Here is a 25,578-nt window from a genome sequence, read left to right on the forward strand (position 1 = left end):
ACCGGAATGATGAGACTTCACAAAATCTTCTTAACGCTCGTATGCCTCACGGCTCTATCCGCCCACGCACAATGGAAATGGCTCAACCCGCTCGAATGTGGATTCCCTGTCATACAAAACCAAGGATGGACCGAAGAGATCGGAGACAGCTACGTCCGGCTTCCCCAAAGAGCCGAAGGCAAGGTACGTAAACCCGTCTGGGATTTATCCCGCAATTCCGCCGGTTTGGCGATTCATTTTTTCAGCAACGCCCCTGAACTAAAAGTACGCTATCAAGTAAGCGGACCGCTGAATATGCCACATATGCCCACGACAGGCGTATCCGGTGTAGATATATATAGTATCGATAGTGATGGCCAATGGAGATTTTATTTCGGCGGTTATCCTTCCGGAGATACGCTTCAATACCATTATACGAACATAGGCAAAGATATATATCATGACAGGGGCTATGAGTTCCGCCTCTACCTGCCTCCTTATAATACGATAAAGTGGTTGGAAATCGGCGTGCCCGAAAACGATGAGCTTACGTTTATCCCCGTATCGCCCGAGAAACCGATTCTTTTATACGGAACCTCGATCGCCCAAGGCGCATGCGCCTCCCGTCCGGGCATGACTTGGGGTACGATCTTGCAGCGTTCACTGGGATATCCGCTTATCAACCTAGGCTTCTCCGGTAACGGACGTTTAGAGAAAGAGGTATTGGATTTTATTTGTGAGATAGACGCACGCCTTTATATCCTTGACTGCCTGCCCAACCTCACGCCAAAGAGCAAAGATGAGATCACGCAACTCGTATCGGACGCAGTCAAGCAAATACGTGCCACCCACTCCTCTCCGATCTTATTGGTGGAGCATGCCGGATATAGCAACGCACTCGCCGACGATACGAAGCTACAAGATTATGTGCGCATGAACGAAGGAGCTAAAAAAGCATTCGAGGAATTGCAGGCACAAGGGATAAAAGATATCTACTACCTTACACGAGAAGAGCTGGGACTGCACCCGGATGCTTGGGTAGATTACGTCCATCCTTCCGACTGGGGCATGGAAACACAAGCGAACGCCGTAGAGCGGAAAGTACGGGAGATATTACGCATCCCCAAAGGAGACCTCTCTACCACAATGCCTGTCACCCAGCGCCGGGAACCCAATAATTACGAATGGCAAAAACGTCACCGGGATATTCTCTCGCTGAATCAAAGCAACCCGCCTCGACGGGTGATCCTAGGTAATTCCATCACGCATTTCTGGGGAGGAGAGCCCAAAGGACCGTCCGTGCGAGGTATGGAAACATGGGAGAAAATCATGCGTCCGGCTGGATTCCACAATCTCGGATATGGTTTCGACCGTATCGAGAACGTACTTTGGAGAGTCTATCATGGTGAATTGGATGGATACAAGGCTGAGGAAGTAGTATTGATGATCGGCACGAATAACATCGGAATCAACAATGACAACGAGATCGTGGAAGGCATTCGTTTCTTGCTTTCCGCCATCAGGCAACGGCAGCCGGAGGCCAAGATCAAGGTAATCGGCATCTTGCCCCGCCGTAACCAAGAAGAACGGGTAAGGAATCTCAATCTCCGCATCCGTCAAATAGCCGAGACCGGATGGTACACGTTCAAGAACCCGGGTACGAAGTTGCTTCAGGAAGACGGCAAGATAAACGAATCCTTATTCTCAGACGGATTACACCCGAACGAGGAAGGCTATAAACGAATCGTGGACGAGATCGCCCATTAAGCGATAGTCCCTTTACTCACGAATCAATCCGAGCAACATACGCAACGCCGCCTCTGCCGACAAGCGAATGTTCTCCATACGAGGATTCTCCCCGAAATGATAGCACTCGGAGAGAATCCTCTCCTTATAAGCGGCGGCAATCCATACCGTTCCCACCGGTTTCGAGGGAGTCCCGCCTCCCGGCCCGGCGATCCCGGAGGTAGCGACGGCACAATCACATCCCAATACCCGCATAGTCCCACGGGCCATCTGCTCCACGACCGGCTGGCTTACGGCCCCGAAAGTGTTCAAGTCCGCCTCGGAGACACCGAGCACATGATGCTTCACCTCGTTGCAATAGGCTACCACGCCCCCGGTGAAGTATTCCGAGCTGCCCGCCATGGAGGTTATCATGCTGGCAATCTTTCCGCCTGTACAACTCTCTGCCGTACCCATCATCAGGTGTCCTGATTTGAGTGCGTCCGCTACCTCTAACTCTATTGGTAAATCATCTACTTCCATTGTTATAATGATACTAGGAGTTTCATTATGGGAAAACAATAGTTTCATTAGGAAGAAACTTTTGTTTCTCTATAGCAAAACTATCTTTTCCTATAAGACAACCCTAGAAAAAGGAGCGGCATCCATCGGACAGAACTCCTTATCCATATACTTATAATATCCCGTGATAGCTACCATAGCGGCGTTATCCGTGGTGAACGAGAACTTCGGGATATGCACTTTCCAGCCATAACGTTTTGCGTGATCCAAGAATGCCTCACGCAAACCGGAATTGGCCGATACACCTCCGGCGACAGCTACTTCCTTTATATGCAAATCCTTCGCAGCCTTACGCAATTTACTCATCAAGATATCGATTACCGTAGCTTGCAAGGAAGCGCATAGGTCTCGCTTGTTCTTCTCAATAAAATCCGGATCATCTTTCAAATGATCACGCAAGGTATATAAAAAGGAGGTCTTCAGGCCACTGAAGCTATAATCATATCCGGGGATATGCGGCTTGCTGAACGTAAAGGCATTCGGATTACCCTCGTTCGCCAAACGATTCACGACTGGGCCACCAGGATAACCCAGTCCCATCACCTTAGCGCATTTGTCGAAAGCCTCTCCTGCGGCGTCGTCGATCGTCTGGCCGATCACCTCCATATCATTATAAGCGTTCACCTTTATGATTTGCGAGTTACCGCCCGAAACCAACAAGCAAAGGAAAGGAAACGAGGGAGCATGGTCATCGTCCGGAGTCTCCTTGATAAAATGAGCCAACACGTGAGCCTGTAAGTGATTGACCTCGATCATCGGGATATCCAAGGAAGCGGCCAAACCCTTGGTGAACGAGGTCCCGACCAATAAAGAACCCATCAAACCCGGTCCACGAGTAAACGCCACGGCACTCAACTCGGACTTATCAATGCCGGCACGCTTGATGGCCTCGGCTACTACCGGAATAATATTCTGCTGATGGGCACGGGAAGCCAACTCGGGGACAACCCCGCCATAGGCCTCATGAACGGCTTGACTGGCTATTACGTTGGACAGCATCACGCCGTCACGGATCACCGAAGAGGAAGTGTCATCGCAAGAAGACTCGATTCCTAATATCGTTATACTCATATCTTCATTCTTTTTTCCGCGAATTAACGAAATCTATCGCGATATTGTTGTAGATTTGCGCTAAATAAATAGAAAAGATATCAGAGGACTTAAATACATAATCATTACCCTGCTTACATTATTCTGGATATTCTATGCGTTGCCGGGCATCTTACTGAGAATTCCTTATATTCAAAACAAAGTATCAGAAGTAGCCACGACCCAGTTATCCGGCCACCTCGGTGTGCCCGTAAAGATCGGTAACGTGGATATCGAATGGTTCAATCGCCTAGTACTGGAAGGGCTTTATCTGGAAGACCAAGACGGGAAAGTCATGTTCGAGGCGAACCATGTGGCGGCGGGATTCGAGATCATGCCGTTACTGGAAGGGAAGTTCGTCTTCACGACGGTACGTTTGTTCGGTTTCTCCTTCAACCTACGAAAACATACGCCCGAAAGCCCCTTGAACCTGCAATTCGTCATCGACGCTTTCGCCAGCAAGGATTCGATAAAGAAAGAGAAGAATATCGATCTCCGTTTCAACTCCATCATGATCCGAAGAGGTAATTTCAGCTATAACGTGGATAGCGAGAAAGAGACCCCGGGAAAGTTCAACGCCAAGCATATCGATATCAAGAACCTGAGTGCCAAGATATCCCTCAAGGCTTTTAACAAGGACAGCGTGAACGCCCATATCAAGAAGATGAGTTTCGATGAGGCATCCGGTTTCTCCTTGAATAAGTTATCGCTGAACGTGGTCGGGAACCGGGATAGCGCTTTCGTGCAGGACTTCGAGGTACGCTTGCCGCAGACAGACTTGAAGATCGGGCGTGCCCGGATCGATTTAAGCGAGATCGATAGCCTTCCCGCTCTCTTGAACAACGCTCCGATCGATTTGAATATAACACCTTCGCAAATCTGCCTGAAAGACTTATCCCCTTTCGTCCCGGCGTTCAAGAACTTCGCCGACACGATTGAGTTATCGGCCGAGGCAAACGGCTACATCAATAATTTCAACTTGAAGCGCCTCACCTTGAAATATAGCGATAAGATGCTGTTTATCGGCCAGATGGAATTAAAGAACATCACCCATCCCGAGGAAACGTATCTTTTAGGGAAGGTGAATAAGATGTATATCACGACAGACGGTATCTCCAGTCTGGCCAATAACTTCAATGAGCGTCCGAAGAATCTCCCGGCCCCGGTCGTCAAATTGGGGACGATCAATTTCACGGGCGAGATATCAGGCTTTTTTGATAACCTAGTCGCTTTCGGAAAACTATCGTCTTCCATCGGCTCCATACAGACAGACTTGATATTCGGTAGCAACAAGGATAAGAATATAGCCGCTTACCTACGGGGACGCATCGCCTCCAGCAACTTGCGGCTCCATGAGTTATTTGGCGAGAATAATCCTTTCGGGGAGGCTCGCTTCGACATCAATATCGATACCCGTAGACCTGTTGGCGGAAATTTCTCCGGAAATATCCAAGCACAAGTCAAGGAGTTCGATTATAAAGCTTATAAATACAAGGATATAAATCTTTCCGGTAATTTCAAGAAGAGTAGTTTCGATGGGACTATCCATGTAAACGATCCCAATGGCGAGTTATACGCCCAAGGCATCTTCCAGCACCAAGGGCAAAACTCCTTGTTTAATTTCACCGCCCGCCTCGATCATTTCCGGCCGGACCGATTGAACCTGACGGACAAATATGAGGCGCCGAATATCTCCTTGGCTTTAAACGCGGATTTCACCGGAGATAATATAGATAATCTGGAAGGTAGCATCACGTTGGACAGTCTTTCTTTCGAGACCACTCCCAGCAGCTTCTTCCTTAAGAAATTCGAAGTAGTTGCCTCGGGGCATAGTCTCGACCGGCAATTAACCATAACATCCGATATCTTGAATGGAGAGGTCACCGGGTCTTACTCATTCAACACGCTAATCCCCAGCCTTATGAATACGTTCAAGGGATATGTGCCAGCCTTGATCAACACGACCCAGAAAAAACAAATCGTGAAGGAGAATAACTTCGCCCTCCTATTAACGATCGAGAATACGGAAGCGCTTTCTACGACATTGAAACTACCGTTCACGATGGTGCAACCCGGACGGATCACGGGACATTATAATAATATTTATAATAAGTTCCGTATCGAGGCGTGGCTTCCGAAGTTCAATCTCGGGAAATCCATGTTCGAATCCGGTTACTTGGTCTGCGACAATCCGAACGATAAGGTAAACCTCCAATTAAAAACGATTAATTATAACGACAAGGGACTGCGTAACTACCTTGATATCAAAGCAGACGCTAAAGATAATCTGGTGAACACCCTGATTGGCTGGGCGAATAATAAAGAGCGGTTATTTAAGGCCGACATCTCCGCCTCTACCCTTTTTGTCGAAGAGGAAAGCGAGAAAGGGCCGGCCAAGTTACGTACGGAAGTCACGTTGAATAAAAGCCCCCTCATTATTAAAGACACGCTCTGGACCATCAATCCGGCGAATATAACGATTCGTGAGGGCAAGATCGGTATCGAGCATTTCCGGGTAGATCATGAGACCCAGTATTTATCTATGGAAGGGACGATCTCGAAAGATCCGGCAGATACTTTATTAGTAGACTTGAAGCAAATAGAGCTGAGTTATGTCTTCGACGTATTGAATATCCCAGTCTTGCAATTCGGGGGTGAGGCGACCGGTAAGTTCTATGTGAACGACTTATTCAATAGCCGCATGCTAAATACGGATCTGGAAGTAAAGAATTTCTCGTTCAATCAAGTCACCTTAGGTCGTCTCAATCTTTTCAGCGAATGGGACGACGCACAGAAAGGCATCCTTATGCTAGGAAGTATCTACAAGAACGACAGCACTTGGACGGATGTGAACGGTTATGTATTTCCAGTCGGGCCCAATGCGGGGCTATCCTTGTATTTCGATGCCAATGATATCAATCTGGCCTTCTTGCAACCCTTTGTCGATACGGTCGTAAAGAACTTGCAAGGCCGGGGATTCGGAAGTATACATTTGCACGGCCCCTTTAAGGAGCTGAATGTCGAGGGAGATGCCTATGTCATGGATGGAGGAGTCGGCGTTGATTTCTTGGATACTTATTATACCTTCTCCGATTCCGTCCACCTTGACTCTACGTCCGTCAATTTACGGAATATCACGGTCAAGGATCAATTCGGCAACTCCGGAAAAGTCAGCCTTAAGTTCAATCATCTGCATTTCCGGGATTATAGCTTCCTCGTAAACGTGCAGGGTAATAAGATGTTGATGTATAACGCCAACCAGAAAAAGAATCCGCTGATCTATGGAACGGTATTCGCCAGCGGAACGGCGCAAATCAAGGGCAACGGTAAGTTGATAGACTTTGATATTAACATGAAAAGCGAACCTAAGACCGCTATTTATCTGGACTTCATGAATAATAACTCGGCTACGGACTATGATTTTATCACGTTCGTCGATAAAAGCAAGTTGGCCGCTAACGTAGATTCCACGTCCACACACCCATTGAATATCGTACACGAGACAGACGAGGGAGCCGAGCTACGAATGAACTTCCTCCTTGATATCACACCCGATGCCGATATAGAGCTAATCATGGACCCGATAGCGGGAGACCGTATCAAAGGAAACGCCAGTGGAAGTTTACAAATACAATATGGAACAAGAAGTGATCTTCGTATGTATGGCGACGTGAATATCGTACAAGGAAACTATAATTTCAGCTTACAGCAAATCATCCATAAAGACTTTAAGATCAGAGACGGTAGCACGATCAATTTCCGTGGCGATCCCTTTAATGCCCATATGGATATCAATGCGATCTACAATCTGACCGCAAATATCGGAGACTTGGATCAGAGTCTCTTACTAGAAAGTTCTCGAACAAACATACCCGTCAATTGCGTCTTAAACCTTGAAGGCGCATTGCGCAGCCCGTCTATTTCCTTCGACTTAGAATTTCCGAACTCTAACGAGGAGTTAGAGCGTCAAGTCAAAGCGTTTATAGACACAGAGGATATGATGACCCGGCAAATCGTTTATTTGTTGGTGTTGAATAAATTCTATACACCCGAGTATGCCCAAACGACTTACAAGTCTAGCGAGTTAAACGCCGTGGCTTCATCCGCTATCTCAGCGCAATTATCCAATCTGTTAGGTAGTTTCACGGATAAAGTGCAAATAGGGACAAACATACGAGCGGGACAGGACGGTTTCAAGGAAGACACGGAATACGAGATGATATTATCCAGCCAGTTGCTAAACAACCGCTTATTGATCAATGGTAATTTCGGTATGAGAAATACGGTTACTACAGGCAAAAATAACACCTTTATCGGGGAGTTCGACCTAGAATATAAGTTGACCCCCTCCGGTGAGATCCGGCTAAAGGCTTATAACCATGCCAGAGATATGTATTTCGGCCTGAAGCAAGCGTTAACCATACAAGGTGTAGGAATCATGTACCGGAAAGACTTTACAAATTTCTCTGAGATTTTCAGAAGAAGAAAGAGACCTCTTTTACCCTTGATTCCCAAAGACTCTACGAATGTCCCTCCCGTAGTCAAAGACTCAACAAATCTTTCACTGCCGACTGATAAAAAGTAAGGGAAGTACTTTTCAATACTTTCTTGCGAAGCCTTTTATCGGCCTCAGGCAAAAGATAATCCCAGATTGTCTTCATTTTGGATAATACCTGATGCTCGCCACCTTCCAACCGGGCAGCATATTCATCCATCAACGACTCATGGAACATGACTAGTTTATCCCGCCTCTCATTCACGGTCAAGACCTGTCCGGACACAAACTCAGTGGCCAGCCAAGGAGAGGCCAATAACCCTCGTCCTAGCATAAGCCCGGCAAGCCCCGGAAAACGCTCCTTTATACCTCGGATATCTTCCAGCCCCACTAAATCTCCATTATAATATAAAGGAAGTTTACATTCCTCATAAAAACGGGAGAATCCATCCCAATCGATAGCTCCTTTATATTGCTGTATCCCTAACCGGGGATGCAAGGTTATATGCTTCAAAGGTAACTTATTTAATAAGGACAGAAGCACGAATGACTCGTCCGCACACTCCCACCCCAAACGCATTTTCACAGAAAAAGAAATATCCGGGAACTCCTCAATCGTACGTAATAAATACTCGGCCTCTTCCTTGTACCGCAAAAGTCCCGAGCCTCTATGGGCACGGACCTGCATAGGGAAAGGGCATCCTAAATTAATATCCGCTTCCCGGTACCCATTCTCTTGGAATAAACGCACGATCGACCGAAACTCGTCTGGTGTGGAAGCGATCAATTGCGGTACGACATGTACCTGCCTATTTCTATCGCAAGCGATATCCTTCAAGTCCTTATTCCGGAAACCACCTTTCTCTATCCTTACAAAAGGAGTATAATAGGTATCTACGCCCCCGAATACTCGGGTATGCGCCTCTCTATAAACCGAATCCGTATATCCTTGCAAAGGAGCGAAATGAATGACTGCCATATCAAGCGAAGATTTCCATGAAAATCGATCTCAATTGACTTTTTGCCAACTCAAAGTCTTGGGGTGCCCCCAACTCCATAGCCAAGGAGGTAACGCCTTTATCCGTAAAGCCACAAGGGTTGATCAATGAAAAGTAACTCAGATCCGTATTTATATTCAAAGCAAAGCCATGCATCGTAACGAACCGGCTGCTTTTCACACCAATCGCACAGATCTTACGGGCACGCCCCGGTACTTCAGGGTCTAGCCATACACCCGTCGCCCCTTCCAAACGTTCCCCTTTCAAGTCGTAAAGCGATAGGAAACGGATGATCGTCTCTTCCAGCATATGGATGTATTGTTTCAATCCCAGATTCCAATATTCCAGATCAAATACCGGATAACCGGTAATCTGTCCCGGCCCGTGATACGTTATATCCCCCCCTCTGTTTATATGGTAAAACGAGACCTCTCGTTCCCGTAAAGTTTCCTCGGGGATAAGCAAATTAGAGTCCTTGCCACTTTTACCGATCGTCAAGACCGGTAAATGCTCACAAAAGAATAATTGATTATCCTCTTTCTTTCCCGTTGCCTTCGCATCCAATAAGACCTCGAAAGCAGCTGTCTGATATTCTAACGCATCGGCATAAGCGATTCGTCCCAAGTCATGATAACGGAAGCTCTCCATTTCTTTCTTTTTTTAACCTTTCCGGTACCGGGATCAACTTGCCCGGCACCATATCCCATTTCTACTTTTATCAGTTTTCCCATTAAGGAAATTATTTTCGCTTGTCGTTTCAGCATATAAGGTGACGGTTTAGCGGAATTAAACTTCCGGGGATTTGGAAGTGTGGCCGCTATTAGGGCTGCCTCGCTTTTGGTCAATTGGTAGGCATGCTTACCGAAATGAGCCTCCGCTACCGCCTCCGCACCATAGATGCCCTCCCCCATCTCTATCGAGTTCAGATAGACTTCCATAATACGCTCCTTTCCCCATATCCATTCGATCAAGAAGGTAAAATAGACCTCGATGCCTTTCCGTAAATAACTTTTCCCCGGCCAAAGAAATACATTCTTAGCGGTCTGCTGGGAAATCGTGCTGGCACCTCTCACCCTTTTACCTTTCTCGGCCTCGGCCCGTGCCTTCTGGATTTGTTCCACATCAAAGCCATTATGCTCCATGAACAGGTTATCCTCCGACGCTATGACCGCTTGAACCAAAGGCTGGGCGATCTTGGATATAGGAACCCACGTATGATCGAGTTTCATTTTCTTCCCATCCTGATGCTGCTCATACATACGAATAAACATCAATGGCGTATAATATACGGGTACAAATTTATATACCACTACCGCCAATATACTGGATACAAACAGGAAGATCAACAGATTCCTGCACCAGATCCATATCCGTTTTACCAAAGGTGCTACCATATTCTTCTATTTGGAGAGACAAAGGTAAAGAATATTTCAGTTTCCGGCGGACTGAAACTCATAATTTACAGAAAAGGCACTATCTTTGGCTTTTGACAACTTTCCACCCTGTCATATGGTTATTTGATAAATAAATTAGTATGGAGAATCGTTTTTTAGGACTCATAGAGAATAGCATCAAGGAGCATTGGGATCTCCCAGCGTTCTCCGATTATAATGGACATACCTTCCATTATAAAGATGTAGCTCGTCGAATCGAGAAATTTCATATTATCCTAGAGCATGCCGGCATTAAAAAGGGGGATAAGGTGGCTTTAGTTGGACGGAACTCTTCCAACTGGGCGATCTGTTTCTTCGGGATCTTGGCTTATGGAGCCGTAGCCGTGCCTATCCTACATGAATTCAAACCGGATAATATACATCATATCGTAAATCATTCCGAGGCAAAGGCAGTCCTTGCCGCTTCCAGTAACTGGGAGAATATGAATGAACGCATGATGCCTGACGTGAAACTGTTCATGATGCTGGATAACTTCTCGATCATTCACAGTAAAAGCAAAGAAGTCCGGGTAGTAAGAGACCGGATCAATGAATATTTCGGTAAAAAGTACCCTCGTTCATTCACGTCGAACGATGTTCGGTATCACGTGGAAAAGCCGGAAGAATTAGCGGTACTTAATTATACTTCCGGAACCACCAGTTTCTCGAAAGGGGTTATGATCCCCTATCGGAGCTTATGGAGTAATACGCAATTCGCTTACGACAATTTACCGTTCATCCATCCGGGTGATAATATCGTATGTATGCTTCCGATGGCCCATATGTACGGATTGGCATTCGAGGTATTGAATTCCGTGAATAAAGGCTGCCATGTACACTTCCTCACACGTACCCCCAGCCCGAAAATCATAGCGGAAGCTTTTACGACAATCAAGCCGGCGCTGATCCTAGCCGTACCTCTGATTATCGAGAAAATCATCAAAAACAAGGTATTCCCCGAACTGGAGAAGCCTTTGATTAAATTGCTCTTGAAAGTCCCCTATATAGACCAGAAAGTACTGGATACCATTTCCGCCAAGTTAACGGCGTCTTTCGGAGGGAACTTCGGGGAGATCGTTATCGGAGGAGCCGCTATCAATAAAGAAGTGGAGACGTTCCTTCATTCCATCCATTTCCGATATACCGTAGGCTACGGGATGACCGAATGTGGCCCGCTAGTCTCCTATGCGCAATGGGATGAGTTTAAGCCTGGTTCCGTAGGACGTATCGTCGACCGTATGGAAGTCCGCATCGATTCAGAGGACCCGGAAAACAAGGTGGGAGAAATATTGGTGAAGGGCATGAACGTGATGCTCGGTTATTACAAGAATCTGGAGGCTACGAAAGCCGTTATGATGCCTGACGGATGGATGCGTACCGGCGATCTGGGAACCCTCGATAAAGATGGATTTTTATATATCCGCGGCCGTAGTAAAACCATGATTCTAGGCCCCAGCGGACAAAATATCTATCCGGAAGAGATCGAGGATCGCTTGAATAATATGCTATATGTAGCGGAATCGCTCATCATCTCCCAAGGAGGTAAACTAGTCGCCCTCATCTATCCCGATTGGGAGCAAGTAGATAAGGCAGGTATACAACATTCCGAAATCGAGAAGTTGATGCAGACCAACATTGACCAAGTAAACGAGGAGATGCCGAATTACAGTAAAATCACCTGTTTCAAGCTGTATCAAGAAGAATTCGAGAAAACACCCAAAAGAAGCATCAAGAGATATTTATACCAACCGGCCGAATAAAAAGAAAGCCGTCTTTTGTTAAAGACGGCTTCTTTTATATAAAGTAAATTTTATCCTTGACGAAAATCTTTTAAAACTTTTTGTAATTCTTGTCGAGCGAAAAATATACGGCTCTTAACCGTCCCCAGAGGAACATCCAGTTTATCAGCGATCTCATTGTATTTATAGCCACTCAAAAACATAGAGAATGGAACCTTCAACTCATTGTTCAAACCGTTGATCGCTTTCGTGATCTCTTGAATTTGATAAGCGCCATCCGGAGAGTCAAAACCTGAATCGTTCACGACATCCAAGTTATATAAGTCGACACCTTGATCTACGACAGTTTGCGTGCGAACGATCTTGTGATAATTGTTAATGAAAATGTTACGCATCACAGTCAAGACCCAGCCCTTAAAATTGATATTGTCTACAAATTTTTCTTGATTGTCTAAAACCTTCAGCGTTGTGTCCTGCATCAGATCTTGGGCATCATCCCTATTCGCTGTAAGCATAAGCGCAAAATTCATCATGTTTTCTTGCATGCTCAATAATTTTTTCTGAAATTGCAACGCATTCATATTGTTACTAGTTAAATAAAGTTTAATACTGTATAAGTATTATCCCTCAAACATTGAAGGATGCAACAAATATATAAATTAAAAATGGAGATATACAGTTCTTTGATAAATATTAATATTAAAAATCGTAACTTAATATTTTTGTTGTAAATCTTACTGAAAATGAGTATTATTTACAAGTTGCACAAGTTACAAAAATCAACATTTACAACAAGCCAGTTACAATTTTCAACCAAATATTAAAAACGAATATAATACAAACAAGATGAAACGTTTATTAACAATATTAACAGCTATAATATTAATACTTGCAATCTCTCTTCAATCGGAGGCTAAAGAGAAGTCCTTAATATATACGATTGATATAAAAAAAGAGATCGATAACACCACGTGGATTTATCTCCATAACGGATTATCAGAGGCCAAGCAATTGAGCGCCGATGCCATCTTATTGCATATGAACACATACGGCGGATTACTGGAATCTGCCGATTCTATGCGAACGGCTATTTTATATAGTCCCATACCGGTATATGTATTTATCGATAATAACGCAGCTTCAGCAGGTGCTTTAATTTCCATAGCATGCAAGAAAATCTATATGCGGAAAGGGGCGAATATAGGAGCGGCAACGGTTGTCAATCAAACGGGTGCGGCTCTACCTGATAAATATCAATCTTATATGCGTTCCATGATCCGTTCGACGGCTGAGGCGCAAGGGAAAGATACGCTTATACAAAACGGCGACACGATCTATAAATGGAAAAGAGATCCTTTAATCGCCGAAGCGATGGTCGATGACAGAGTGATCGTCCCCAACCTCATCGATAGTGGTAAAGTATTGACACTTACCTCTCAAGAAGCACTCAAATGGGGTTATTGCGATGGCATCGCCGAGAGTCCGGATCAAGTAATCACAGAATATATCGGATGTAAGGACTATGAGATTAAAAGTTATCAACCCTCATGGTTCGATAATGTAAAAGGTTTCTTTATGAGTCCGGTAATACAGGGCTTATTAATCATTATTATCATCGGTGGTATTTATTTCGAGATGCAAACCCCGGGGCTTGGTTTTCCATCCGCTGCCGCGATAATAGCGGCTATCCTTTACTTCGCTCCTCTCTATATGGACGGGTTGGCTGAAAACTGGGAAATCCTGTTATTCATTCTCGGCGTTATATTAATAATGTTGGAGATATTCGTGATCCCGGGCTTTGGCATAGCGGGGATAAGTGGAATTATTCTCGTGGTCGGCGGACTTACAATGAGCTTACTGAACAATACTGTTTTTGATTTTCAAAACGTATCTGGAATGGATACGGGCAGAGCCGCTTTAACGGTTCTATTAGGTCTGGGTATCGGATTCACGCTAGTGATATGGTTATCCAACAAAATAGGACATAAAGGACCGCTAAAGAAAATGGCATTAAACGCTGATTTGGAAAAAGCGGTATCCAGCCCCAATTTGACACAACTGATCGGAAAAGAGGGCACGGCCGCTACCGTTTTACGTCCTTCGGGTAAGGTATCTATCGAGGGAGAGTTGTATGACGGCGTATCGGAGTCTGGCTTCATCGAGAAAGGGACTCCTATCAAAGTCGTCAGATTCGAGAGCGCGCAAGTCTATGTAATCAACCTATAAACGAGTCTATGCGATCCGTTTATAGGCAATACATTTATCGATCACGACATATTCCATCGCTCCCATAGCCATCAAATCACTTAGGATGTTACGGGCCGCATAATAATTGATATGGGCGATACGGCAAAACTGCTTTATGCTGATATACGGATGCTCGTCGAGCCAAGAAAACAGGATCTCGACGGGCTTACTTATTTTCAGCAATGTACCTTCTTTGGTTTTCTGCTTCTTCCATGCTTGCATGAGGACTTCGTTCGCTAATATATTCTCGTCCGCAACCCGGATATAGGCCTTGTATTTATCGTCTTTATCCGGTGCCGTATGCGGTTTCTCATCGCTTGGGGCGATATAGACCTCCAATACGGCCTTCCCGTTGACATCCCAGCGCTTAGCTGTAAACGGCACCTCGGGATGCGTATACATTTTAGAAGCAGCCTCGATCATATAATATTCCTCCTCACTTCTCACACCGGAAATAGCGCCGTTATCCTTCACTCCAATCAGCAGACGCCCGCCATCTGTATTTGCGAACGCACTCAACGTCCGGGCGATCTTCTTACTGTCGCTCACCTCAAACTTAAAATCAAGTTGTTGATGTTCCCCTTGCTCTATAAGCGCTTCAATCGGATGTTTCTTCTTCATTTTGGCTTCTGTTTTGAGACACAAAATTAAAATAAATACCTAACTTTGGCAATCGAAAAAACAATAAACGATGTCTCAGATACCTGCGCTAATATCAGATCTTGCGGTCATACTCATATCCGCCGGGTTGGTTACCCTGTTATTCAAAAAGTTAAAGCAACCGGTCGTATTGGGGTATATCGTAGCCGGAATACTCGCCGGGCCTTCCATCGAGCAAATACCGACAGTTACAGATGTGGAAAGTATCCGTATCTGGGCTGATATAGGCGTTATCTTCCTGTTATTCGCTTTGGGGCTCGATTTCAGTTTCAAGAAGTTGATGAAGGTGGGAGGAACCGCCGTCATTGGAGCCATAACCGTTGTTATAGGTATGATGACAGCGGGATATATCACGGGCTTATCACTGGGTTGGGGACATATGAACAGTCTTTTCCTCGGAGGTATGTTATCGATGTCTTCCACGACGATTATCTTCAAGGCATTCGACGACATGGGATTGCGTAACCAACGATTCGCCGGTGTCGTATTCGGTATCTTGGTAGTAGAGGATCTATTCGCCGTATTATTAATGGTATTACTTTCTACCGTAGCGGTAAGTAAACACGTGGAAGGCATGGAGATGCTGGATAGCGTAGTCAAATTAGGCATTTTCCTTTTATTCTGTTTCGTCGTCGGGATCTATTTGATCCCCTCTTTTCTGAAAAAGGCAAAAAGCTTCCTAAATGAGGAGACTCTGTTGATCGTGAGCATCGGGCTATGCCTTGGTATGGTTATGATCGCCACAAAAGCCGGATTCTCATCGGCTCTCGGAGCTTTTGTCATGGGTTCGATTTTGGCCGAGACCATTGACGCTGAACGGATCGAGCATTTGGTAAAACCCGTAAAAGACTTATTTGGAGCGATTTTCTTCGTGTCTGTAGGCATGTTAATCGATCCTCAGATGCTCTGGGAGTATAAAATCCCGATTTTCATTATCACGCTCGTAGTCATGGCCGGACAGATTTGTTTCGCCAGCTTCGGAGTATTACTGTCCGGACAACCGATAAAAATAGCCATCCAGTCTGGTTTCTCGTTAGCGCAGATCGGAGAATTCGCCTTCATCATCGCAGGTTTGGGACTATCATTAAACGTGACGGATCAATATCTGTATCCGATCGTTGTCGCCGTATCCGTGATCACGACATTCTTCACACCTTATATGATCCGGCTAGCGGAACCTGCCTACAAATGGGCGGAGCGGATCATACCGGAGAATTGGAAACAGTTCTTGGAGCGATATTCATCCGGTTCCAATACGATCCGTCAAAAAAGCGCATGGAATAAGTTACTAAAAGCCTTGGTCCGCATCGTCGGTACTTATACCGCCGTCTGCCTAGTACTTATCTTTTTATGGCTACAAATCGTGACACCGTTCATCTGCAAACATTTGCCCGGCATCCAAGGAAATCTAATCTCCTTGATCTTAATCCTAGCTCTGATCTCCCCGATGTTGCGGGCGATCATGATGAAAAAGAATCATTCCGTGGAGTTCCAGCAATTATGGAACGATAATAAATATAACCGGGGTCCCCTAGTCTCACTCGTGATCCTCAGAATCCTGCTCTGTATCGGTCTCGTCATGCTTCCTGTCGCACGGTTATTGAATGCTGCGCTAGGAATTATGCTAGCGGTCGCTTCCGCCGTTATCGTATTAATGATATTCTCCAAACGGCTAAAGAGGCAGTCGATCCTGATGGAACGGCATTTTTTCAGTAACCTTGTAGCGAGGGAAGTGGAACAAGAGCGAAAAGCCCCGATCAACCAGCGTTTCGCGAACCACTTATTAGAACGAGATCTCCATTTAGCGGATTTCGAGGTGAAGCAGAATTCCCCCAGTATGGGAAAAAGCCTGAAAGAATTAAACTTCAGGCAAAAGTGCAACGTAAATATCGTAACGATTATCCGGGGAGAGAAGCGAATCAATATACCGGGAGGAGACGAGCGGCTCTACCCGTTCGATAAACTGGTAGTAGTTGGCGCCGATGATGATCTGGAGCACTTTAGGAAATATCTGGAGGAACGCTACAAGAAATCATACGCCGAGCAATCGAACACAAGAAAGGAAGAGATGAACATGGAGCAAATCATTATCTCGGAAGGTTCCCGATTGATTGGCCGCTCCATCATAGAGTCCGGTATCCGTGATAAAGCCGCTTGTTTGGTAATCGGTATCGAACGTGGAAGTAGCTCGATCAAGAATCCGCCTCCCAGTACGGTTTTCGAGGAAGGAGATATCGTATGGATCGTAGGCGAACGGGATAAGTTGATCCAGTTAAGCGAAGGAAAAGTAGTAACCAGTTAACAAAACGATATAGAATGATGAAGTTTATAGGAATTATTCCGGCGAGATACGCCTCTACCCGTTTTCCGGGGAAGCCATTAGCGGATATGAACGGAAAGCCCATGATACAACGTGTATATGAGCAAGTAAAGGATGTCTTAGACTCCGTTTGCGTAGCTACCGACGATATCCGGATAGAGAATGCGGTTAAAGCCTTCGGTGGCCAAGTCGTCATGACCTCCGATCAACATCGTAGCGGTACGGATCGTTGCTACGAGGCTTATCAGAAAATAGGCGAAGGGTATGATGTGATTGTCAATATCCAAGGTGACGAGCCTTTTATCCATCCCGAGCAAATCCAGACGATCAAAACCTGCTTCGCCGACGCAAACACGCAAATAGCGACATTGGTAAAGCCTTTCCGTTCGGACGATGATTTCGAGAGTACCCTATTCAATCCCAATTCCCCGAAAGTCGTACTCAACAAAAACAACGAGGCTATGTATTTCAGTCGATCTATTATTCCTTATATCCGGGGCAAGAAATATACGGAATGGTTGCCGAGTCATACCTTTTACAAACATATCGGGTTATATGCCTATCGTGCGCAAGTGCTGAAAGAAATCACCCAATTACCTCAATCCGCTTTAGAACTGGCGGAAAGCCTTGAACAATTACGCTGGTTGGAAAACGGTTATAAAATCAAGGTCGGCATCACAGAGCAAGAAACGATCGGTATAGATACACCGGAGGACATGGAGAAAGCCTTAGCCTTCCTTGCGAACCGCTGATCACTTACACTATTATTCAATGAATATAGTCAGAGTAGTACCAATAGGTGGAGGAATAACGTTCTCGTAATTCCTCCTTTGCTTTTCTACCCGATTTACAATGGATGTAATCTTGGTAATCCTCGATAACATCTTGAGGTATCTGATAACCGTCCACCTCCTCGTCCGAGCTTTTAGATAAGACTTGTACCAAAGCCTCCTCGTACAAACGGGGTACAACCTCAAATTTTCCTTTATAATAAGTATCGAACGCATTCTTAAAACTATTCAAATTCTCGTTCAGTAAATAATAGCACAACAAATAATCCAATGCCTGTTTATTTTCCGGATATTCCGCCACCAAACTTGACAGTACGCCCGGATAATCGGATATGGACATTAGTATGTCGTGCTCTCGCTCCCAATCACTTTTCCTCGGCAAACGTTTCTCCATCGACAAGGTCTCCTCACCCTTCAACTGTTCCTCCTTCGACCTTGCCCATGAGTGATAAAATAACGTCGCGTCCAATAGGTTCAGGTATTTTCTAGCCTCCTCAATATCCCCTCGCCGCATATCAATCTCCACCAGCCGCTTGATCTGCCGTACGCTTCTTTGTTTAGGGCTGAACAAGATTCCTTCGATCGCCCGGTGACGGGCCATATCCATATCTCCCAATTGATAATACACCTCATTACTGAAAAACACGGGAAGTATAGAAGACCTCAAATCGATCGGTAAGAACAAGGCGTCCGCCCCTCGTTGATAATGATCCATCAAATTCTGGGGCAACTCGTTCTTCTTGGAGAAAGCTATATTCCTATAATAACTTACCAAGATATCGGGAGAATCAAATCCGGCAGACAAATCCAAGACTCGCTCCCAATCACCCCTATAGATCGCTTGGTCTACTGCCAGAACCTTTTCCCGCTTCCGGTTCGTACCCGCTATAACAAATGAAAAGAATCCAAATACGACTAAAAAGGTAATAAGCAAGCTATGCCGGTTCAGACGTATCCTACGTATACTTTTAATCTCCAAAGCGAATATCTCTAGAATCAACGCTAAAGCGGGGAAATATACGCTCAAGCCATCCACATGGGAATATTTATAGGCCTCCTCAATGCTCAATCCATAAAAATGACGCATGAACAACGGATATAAATAACTCGATAACAAAAGAGAAAGCCAGAACCACCACCGTTTCCTATTCTTGGCTCCCTCATAGAATATCACCATCAAGGAGAAGACAAACAGCCGGCTACCGACCATGCTATAAATTATGGGAAGAAGTATAAAAGCCACCCAAACGGACGTTCTCTTATTCTTAATCCGGATGTATCCCAAGAAGAGCCATAGCACGAAAATCAACGTAAGCGTAGACGCTATACTATACGACAACCGGCAAATCAATCCCCACTCTAACGCTACCGGAAACAACGCATATATGGAGACCATATTACCATTTCCGAACTTGCGTAAAACCCGCATAGAGTAATACCATAAGAGCAACAACACGCACGTCACGATTAACGGACCTATCACAGTCAAATGGAAGAACTGTATCAAGAAATTCCCCACATAACAGCTCAACCAGGCCGGCTCATCCCAGAACGAGATAAAATAATCGGTGGTATACAAAAAAATCCTCATCTGCTCTTTGAAGAACAAATGGTTTGGGTAAATCCATTGAAAGAAAGCAAAGCATACTACGAAGAATATTCCCGCTATTACCCATTGAAGCGATCGTTCATTTTTTGTCATTGACAAAATCTCTTATTTATAACCTCCCTATTTCCTCAATATAGAAAAAATCAATTTCCTCATCAATCTTTTGAATACAAAACAATGCAAACAAACAAAAAGTTTTGAATAAATACAAATAAACAAATAGAATCATGATCAAGACGTCTTGTTTTTCAAGTAGAGGAGCCAAGATATACAAAAAAAATCCCTTTATCTACCAATAAGCAAATAAAGGGACCTTTTTCAAGGACAACAATTACTATTATCCTATCGTTTTTTCTTAGCCTCTTGTTGTTTACGCAACGTCTCCTGCTGTGCTCGTTGAGCCTCTTCCAGACGTTTCATGAAACCGGATTTCTTCATCGGTTTCCGTTTGTTTGCTTCCAACTTAGCTAACAATTTATCCTCATTGATCGTATAGCGGAAGATCAATGTCTGCACGATTGTGATCAACGTAGAGATGAAATAGTAATACGTCAAACCGGAAGCATACTGGTTGAAGAACACCAAGAACATCAACGGCATCATGTACATCATGGCCTTCATGCCCGGCATCTGTTGCTGCCCGGTATTCGTCATCTCCATATTATACTTGGTATAAAAAATATTCGTGATCGTCATCAACAAACAGAACAAACTGATGTGATTTCCGAAATACGGAGTGATGATCGGAATATATTTATTCCAACTAAAGATAGCGTCGTAAGTAGACAAGTCGTGCGCCCAAAGGAAACTCTGGTGACGTAACTCGATCGCCGACGGGAAGAACATGAATAAAGCGATCAAGATCGGCATCTGCAACAACATCGGCAAGCAACCGCTCATCGGGCTCGCCCCCGCACGGCTATATAGCTCCATCGTCGCTTTCTGCCGTTCCATAGCCTTATCCTGTCCGGGATACTTAGCGTTGATCTCCTCCACTTGCGGACGCAATACACGCATCTTGGCGGACGACATATAAGACTTATACGTCAACGGGAAAAGGATGATCTTCACGATGATAGTCATCAAAAGAATCAAGATACCATAATTATGGATAAACTTACCCAAGAAGTCGAACAAAGGGATCACGAAATATTGATTCACCCAACGGAAAATACCCCAACCTAGCGGAACCAACTTCTCCAGATCCAGTTGCTGCTCGGCAACGACACCTTTATCGAAGGACTTCAACAAGGCGAACTTATTCGGTCCGAAATAAAAGGACAGGTTCGTGGCCTCCTTACCTTGCAAGTCGAAAGGTACGGAAGTGGTCGTCTTGAATTGTTTCAATACATCCCCCTCCGGAATCGCTTTCGAGTCTAAGGTAGTAGCCTCAAAGCCCTCTTGCGAGATCAATACGGTAGAGAAGAACATATCCTTATAACCGATCCATTTCAAGCGGTTCGGGATCTGCTTGCTGTCACTCTTCGACTCGCTCAGGTGTTCCACGTCGTCCGCCATGAACTTGTAGTTCAAAGTCACGTAGCGATCCTCAAACTTACGTCCTTTTTCCTGTTGGCGGATATCCTGCTCCCACAATAAATCCAAGGCATTCGTGCTCGGTGCCAAGACACCGTTCAATCCCGTACCCAGAATCTGGTATTGCACCATATAATCATCCGGTTTCAAGGTATAGGTAAAATCCAGATGACTACCCTCGCCGGTGTTCAAACGCATGATCACGGAATTCGGGTCATTACCTTTAACCGGGGTAAAATACAAATCGCCCGTATTCACGACACGGTTCGTAGCCGTGACCAACGTAAAATTAAAATTAGACTCTTTCTCATCGAACAAAACGAGAGGCTCGTCATTATACGTATCATACTCCTTCAAGCGTGCGTAACAAATACGTCCGCCCTTATTGCTGATACGAAGCTCAACCAAGTTATTTTGTAGGGTCGTGTAATCTTCCGTACCCACCATAGCTTCGCCGAATACGCCGAAGCTCTGCTGCAAACGTTGCGCCCTTACCGAGTCCGGCACGTTCTCCAACGAATCCTCCACTAAAGCACTTTTGTTCTCTTGTTTCTGCAATTCCAGTTGCTGGGCATACTCAATCTTCGCGATTGAATCTTGGTAACGACGTTGCGCCTCCAACTGCTCAGGCGTTGGCCGGTTGAACCAGCTAAACGCAAATAATACGACACCGATCAGCAGAAAACCTATTAATGTGTTTTTATCCATTTATCACCAATTATTTTTTATTTTCGATAGCAGCTTTCACGAAGCTGAGGAAAAGAGGATTCGGATTCACCACGGTACTGTTGTACTCCGGATGATATTGAACGCCCACGAACCATTTCAAGGCGGGGATCTCTACCACCTCTACCAGATTTGTCTCCGGATTCTCACCCGTACACATCATACCGGCGGCCTCATATTGCTTCTTATACTCGTTGTTGAACTCGAAACGATGGCGATGACGCTCTTGGATATGCTCCTTGCCGTATGCCTCCAATACCTTGGAGCCCTCTTTCAGCGTACAGTCGTAAGCACCCAAACGCATGGAACCTCCCATATTGGTAACGTTCTTCTGCTCCTCCATCAAGTCGATCACCTTATGTGCCGTATTCGGCTCCATCTCCGTAGAGTTGGCATCCGCCAAACCTAATACGTCACGGGCAAACTCTATCACCATGCACTGCATACCCAAGCAGATACCCAAGCAAGGGACATCATGCTCACGAGCGTATTTGATAGCGGCAAACTTGCCCTCGATACCTCTCTGCCCGAATCCGGGGGCGATCAAGATACCATCCATATCCTTCAATTGCTCGGCGGCGTTCTCGTTATTTAATTTCTCCGAATGGAACAAATGCAAATCCAGTTTATGATGATTGTAAATAGCGGCTTGCAACAAAGACTCGTCGATCGACTTATAAGCGTCTTGCAATTCCACGTATTTACCAACCAAACCGATCTTCACCGTATCCGTAGCCGTGCTCTTCAAGGCAAGGAATTCCTTCCAAGGCTTCAACTCCGGAGTCGGGCCGACTTCCATACCGACCTTACGCAAGACCACCTCGTCCATCTTCTGGCGTTGCAATACCAAAGGAACCTCGTAGATCGTCGGTACGTCGATCGACTGGATCACGGAATCCTCGGCCACGTTACAGAACAACGCCACCTTACGTAACAAGTTCGCGTTCAGCTCATGCTCCGTACGTAAAACCAACACGTCTGGCTGGATGCCTAACTCCTGCAATTGCTTCACGGAATGTTGCGTAGGCTTCGTCTTATACTCTTTCGCCGCCGCGATATAAGGCACGTAAGTAAGATGTACGCAAAGGCAGTTCTTACCCAGCTCCCATTTCAACTGGCGAACGCTCTCTATGAAAGGCAGAGACTCGATATCACCCACCGTACCACCGATCTCGGTGATCACGAAGTCAAATTTATACTTGCTACCCAATAATTTCACATTACGCTTGATCTCATCCGTGATATGAGGTACCACCTGCACCGTCTTACCCAGATAATCCCCCTTACGCTCCTTGTTGATCACGCTTTGATAGATACGTCCGGTAGTGATATTATTCGCACGGGTAGTCTGGACATTCAAGAAACGCTCGTAATGGCCCAAGTCCAAGTCAGCCTCATGTCCATCAACGGTCACGTAACATTCCCCATGCTCATAAGGGTTCAACGTACCCGGGTCGATGTTGATGTAAGGATCAAATTTTTGGATAGTAACCTTGTAACCTCTTGCTTGAAGGAGCTTACCTAAAGAAGCGGAAATAATTCCCTTACCTAAGGAAGAGACCACGCCGCCTGTAACGAAAATGTACTTTGTATCTGCCACGATAGTAATATTTTAGTTATCTTTTTAATTGCACACCTGCATTTCGAAACCGCAAAGTTAGCGATTTTCATCGAGACATGCCAAATTTAATGTTTTTATTTCTCGCTGAATATCTCCAGAACTGACCCGGGCTTCGGCAGGACTCTTCCGATTCCCGACCCGAAGCACGGCACTAAAGACAGTACTTCTCATGGAATTACTTCGGTACTACGTAGGAAGTACTGAAGTACTTTAACCGAAGTATTCCAGTACTTCCTGCGGAGTACTGAGGCAAGTCCGTATAAGCCTCGCTAGACACACCTGCTTTGCCTCAGTGATCGTAACTTTTACCCAGATAAATATCAAATCGTATGTTGTATATCATTCTTTTTAGCTAATTTTGCGACCACTACAACTAATAGATGTAAATAAGGTATTATGATGATGAAGAGGCATGGTGTGTATGCGCTATTATTACTTTCACTAATTGGGAGCTCGGCATACAGCCAAGAGAACCAACTAGTTACCGGAACGATAGTTCAACGTCCCGCACAGCAAGTCGTATCGGATGATACGATTCCTGCGATCAATCTTGGCGAAGAGGAATTAGACAACATCGTAGACATTCGTAAACAATTCGAGAAACAAAACAAGACTTACTCGGCGCCCTTGGCCCCAAGCACGAATTTACTGCGTTTCTTGAAAAAAGACGAACTGGAGATCTCGGACGAGGCGATGTATTGGGCCCGTCTGGTACGAGACGCCTCCACGGCTTTCGATAATACGATGACCTTCCGAGACACCGTGATCGTAAACCCTTTATTCATGCCGATCGTTTTCCGGGGAGATTATCTACCCAAAAACTTGATATTCTATAACTTCGATTCATTGAAGGAGAGGACTCCCTATGATAACTTATACCGGACAGACTCCATCTTCAAAGATCTGGAGCGAAACAAACAGTTCGAGGAGATGGCTTACAAATATGTGCAGAACAATTACCCGACTTATTTCCGCTACTCCGAGAGGGATCTGCCCAATGAGGTGATCAAACCTAAATTCATCAAGAAGAATATTTATGAGGACTTGCCGATCAAGGTGGAGGCTGATGCCAATTTTGAGGACGTAGACGCTCCCGCCCGCTTTATCCCGGAGCGGAGATACTGGATATCGGCCTTCGAGAGCGCCATCCAATTCTCCCAGAACTACGTTTCGGAGAACTGGTATAAAGGTGGAAGTAGCAACTTGAACCTGTTCACCAAGAACAATTTAAAATACGACTATAAGAAAGATAAGGTACAAGTAACGAACGAACTGGAATTCAAAGCCAGCGTATATACGGCACCGAAGGATACCTTAAGGAACTATAAGATCGGTGACGACGTATTCCGTATACACAGCAACGTCGGCTACCAAGCGTTCAACAAATGGTACTATACGTTCGACGCTGAGTTCAAGACCCAGTTCTTCACCAACTACCAAGAGAACGAGCGCATCAAACAGGCCGCATTCCTAGCCCCGTTCTCTATCAACTTCGGTCTCGGTATGAAATACGAGCTGGAAAAACAATTTACCGACAAGCATAAGAAGATTAAATTCAGCACCAACTTGGCGCCGATCTCCTATACATATATGTATACGACACAAGAGATCGATTATAGCCGTCACGGTTTCAAGAAAAACGAGGAAACCGGTGAGTTCAATAACAAGCTAAGCCAAATAGGTTCCACGATCCGCGCAGACCTCGCCTTCGATTTCAACCGTAACGTAAGCTGGCAATCCCGTCTTTATTTCTTTACCACTTACGGCGATCATACCATCGGGGAGTTCGAGAATACCTTGGTTCTGGCCATCAGCCGCTTTTTCTCCACACGTATCTATTTTCACCTTAGATACGACGATGGAGTGGAAAAAACAGAGGATAACAAGAGTTATTTCCAGCTTAATGAGTTGTTAAGTTTCGGTTTTAATTACAAATGGTAAGCTAGGATTTAAGATTTCGAATAATAAACTTTGTTAATCGTGACATAGTTTCTAAATTATACTTACTTTTGCCTTGATTTTGCAATG

At 45.2% G+C, this 25,578-nt stretch carries 17 protein-coding genes; 7 read left to right on the forward strand and 10 right to left on the reverse strand.

The features are described from left to right. Positions 1-6: 6 nt before the first annotated feature. Positions 7-1,746, forward strand: a complete 1,740-nt coding sequence (locus tag D7V92_RS18025) for an SGNH/GDSL hydrolase family protein (protein ID WP_009276310.1) — start codon at positions 7-9, stop codon at positions 1,744-1,746. Positions 1,747-1,758: 12 nt separating this feature from the next. Here the strand turns inward: D7V92_RS18025 and D7V92_RS18030 are convergent, their stop codons facing one another. Together D7V92_RS18030 and tsaD are read right to left on the reverse strand one after the other, a co-directional pair. Then, positions 1,759-2,295, reverse strand: coding sequence for a CinA family protein (locus D7V92_RS18030; RefSeq protein ID WP_005855698.1), 537 nt, complete (start codon positions 2,293-2,295; stop codon positions 1,759-1,761). Between the two features lie 42 nt (positions 2,296-2,337). Then, positions 2,338-3,357 carry a tRNA (adenosine(37)-N6)-threonylcarbamoyltransferase complex transferase subunit TsaD gene (tsaD, locus tag D7V92_RS18035; protein WP_008780953.1) on the reverse strand — a complete coding sequence of 340 codons (1,020 nt, stop codon included), beginning with the start codon at positions 3,355-3,357 and terminating at the stop codon, positions 2,338-2,340. Between the two features lie 139 nt (positions 3,358-3,496). Here tsaD and D7V92_RS18040 point away from each other — a divergent pair, with 139 nt between their 5' ends. Further along, positions 3,497-7,960 carry a translocation/assembly module TamB domain-containing protein gene (locus D7V92_RS18040; RefSeq protein WP_121773441.1) on the forward strand — a complete coding sequence of 1,488 codons (4,464 nt, stop codon included), beginning with the start codon at positions 3,497-3,499 and terminating at the stop codon, positions 7,958-7,960. Here the strand turns inward: D7V92_RS18040 and D7V92_RS18045 are convergent. From D7V92_RS18045 to mtgA, 3 genes are read right to left on the reverse strand one after another with little or no spacing between them, the layout of a single operon-like run. Further along, entirely contained in the window at positions 7,917-8,849 is a 933-nt protein-coding gene (locus D7V92_RS18045) for a tRNA-dihydrouridine synthase family protein (RefSeq protein ID WP_121773442.1), read from the reverse strand. The two genes, D7V92_RS18040 and D7V92_RS18045, sit on opposite strands and share 44 nt — an antisense overlap. Before the next feature lies 1 nt (position 8,850). Next, on the reverse strand, positions 8,851-9,516 hold the full coding sequence (gene lipB, locus D7V92_RS18050; RefSeq protein WP_121773443.1) for a lipoyl(octanoyl) transferase LipB: 666 nt from the start codon (positions 9,514-9,516) through the stop codon (positions 8,851-8,853). Then, on the reverse strand, positions 9,462-10,262 hold the full coding sequence (gene mtgA, locus D7V92_RS18055; protein WP_005865395.1) for a monofunctional biosynthetic peptidoglycan transglycosylase: 801 nt from the start codon (positions 10,260-10,262) through the stop codon (positions 9,462-9,464). The genes lipB and mtgA overlap by 55 nt, the downstream gene beginning before the upstream one ends. Before the next feature lie 140 nt (positions 10,263-10,402). On the opposite strand from mtgA, the gene D7V92_RS18060 reads away from it, so the two are divergent. Continuing rightward, positions 10,403-12,061, forward strand: a complete 1,659-nt coding sequence (locus D7V92_RS18060; RefSeq protein WP_121773444.1) for an AMP-binding protein — start codon at positions 10,403-10,405, stop codon at positions 12,059-12,061. Between the two features lie 50 nt (positions 12,062-12,111). On the opposite strand, the gene D7V92_RS18065 is transcribed toward D7V92_RS18060, so the two are convergent. Then, positions 12,112-12,621 (reverse strand): RNA polymerase sigma factor, encoded by a 510-nt coding sequence (locus D7V92_RS18065; RefSeq protein WP_005855686.1) that lies wholly within the window; start codon positions 12,619-12,621, stop codon positions 12,112-12,114. A 265-nt stretch (positions 12,622-12,886) separates the two neighbouring features. Between D7V92_RS18065 and D7V92_RS18070 the strand changes: the two genes are divergently transcribed. Next, positions 12,887-14,266 carry a nodulation protein NfeD gene (locus D7V92_RS18070; protein ID WP_121773445.1) on the forward strand — a complete coding sequence of 460 codons (1,380 nt, stop codon included), beginning with the start codon at positions 12,887-12,889 and terminating at the stop codon, positions 14,264-14,266. A 6-nt stretch (positions 14,267-14,272) separates the two neighbouring features. On the opposite strand, the gene D7V92_RS18075 is transcribed toward D7V92_RS18070, so the two are convergent. Then, complete coding sequence (locus tag D7V92_RS18075) at positions 14,273-14,908, reverse strand: helix-turn-helix domain-containing protein (protein WP_057329185.1); 636 nt, start codon at positions 14,906-14,908, stop codon at positions 14,273-14,275. A 70-nt stretch (positions 14,909-14,978) separates the two neighbouring features. Here D7V92_RS18075 and D7V92_RS18080 point away from each other — a divergent pair, with 70 nt between their 5' ends. Together D7V92_RS18080 and kdsB are read left to right on the forward strand one after the other, a co-directional pair. Then, positions 14,979-17,249 (forward strand): cation:proton antiporter, encoded by a 2,271-nt coding sequence (locus D7V92_RS18080; RefSeq protein WP_008771717.1) that lies wholly within the window; start codon positions 14,979-14,981, stop codon positions 17,247-17,249. Positions 17,250-17,266: 17 nt separating this feature from the next. Continuing rightward, complete coding sequence (gene kdsB / locus D7V92_RS18085; RefSeq protein ID WP_005865386.1) at positions 17,267-18,019, forward strand: 3-deoxy-manno-octulosonate cytidylyltransferase; 753 nt, start codon at positions 17,267-17,269, stop codon at positions 18,017-18,019. A gap of 16 nt (positions 18,020-18,035) precedes the next feature. On the opposite strand, the gene D7V92_RS18090 is transcribed toward kdsB, so the two are convergent. From D7V92_RS18090 to D7V92_RS18105, 3 genes are all read right to left on the reverse strand, one after another. Beyond that, complete coding sequence (locus tag D7V92_RS18090; RefSeq protein ID WP_009276308.1) at positions 18,036-19,760, reverse strand: DUF6057 family protein; 1,725 nt, start codon at positions 19,758-19,760, stop codon at positions 18,036-18,038. A gap of 249 nt (positions 19,761-20,009) precedes the next feature. Continuing rightward, positions 20,010-21,911, reverse strand: coding sequence for a membrane protein insertase YidC (gene yidC / locus D7V92_RS18100; protein ID WP_008771714.1), 1,902 nt, complete (start codon positions 21,909-21,911; stop codon positions 20,010-20,012). Positions 21,912-21,921: 10 nt separating this feature from the next. Next, positions 21,922-23,529, reverse strand: coding sequence for a CTP synthase (locus D7V92_RS18105; protein ID WP_005865380.1), 1,608 nt, complete (start codon positions 23,527-23,529; stop codon positions 21,922-21,924). A gap of 417 nt (positions 23,530-23,946) precedes the next feature. Between D7V92_RS18105 and D7V92_RS18110 the strand changes: the two genes are divergently transcribed. After that, complete coding sequence (locus tag D7V92_RS18110; protein WP_121773447.1) at positions 23,947-25,491, forward strand: DUF3078 domain-containing protein; 1,545 nt, start codon at positions 23,947-23,949, stop codon at positions 25,489-25,491. Positions 25,492-25,578: the final 87 nt, after the last annotated feature.

The sequence above is a fragment of the Parabacteroides sp. CH2-D42-20 genome (genome assembly GCF_003670185.1).
Classification (GTDB): Bacteria; Bacteroidota; Bacteroidia; order Bacteroidales; family Tannerellaceae; genus Parabacteroides; species Parabacteroides distasonis.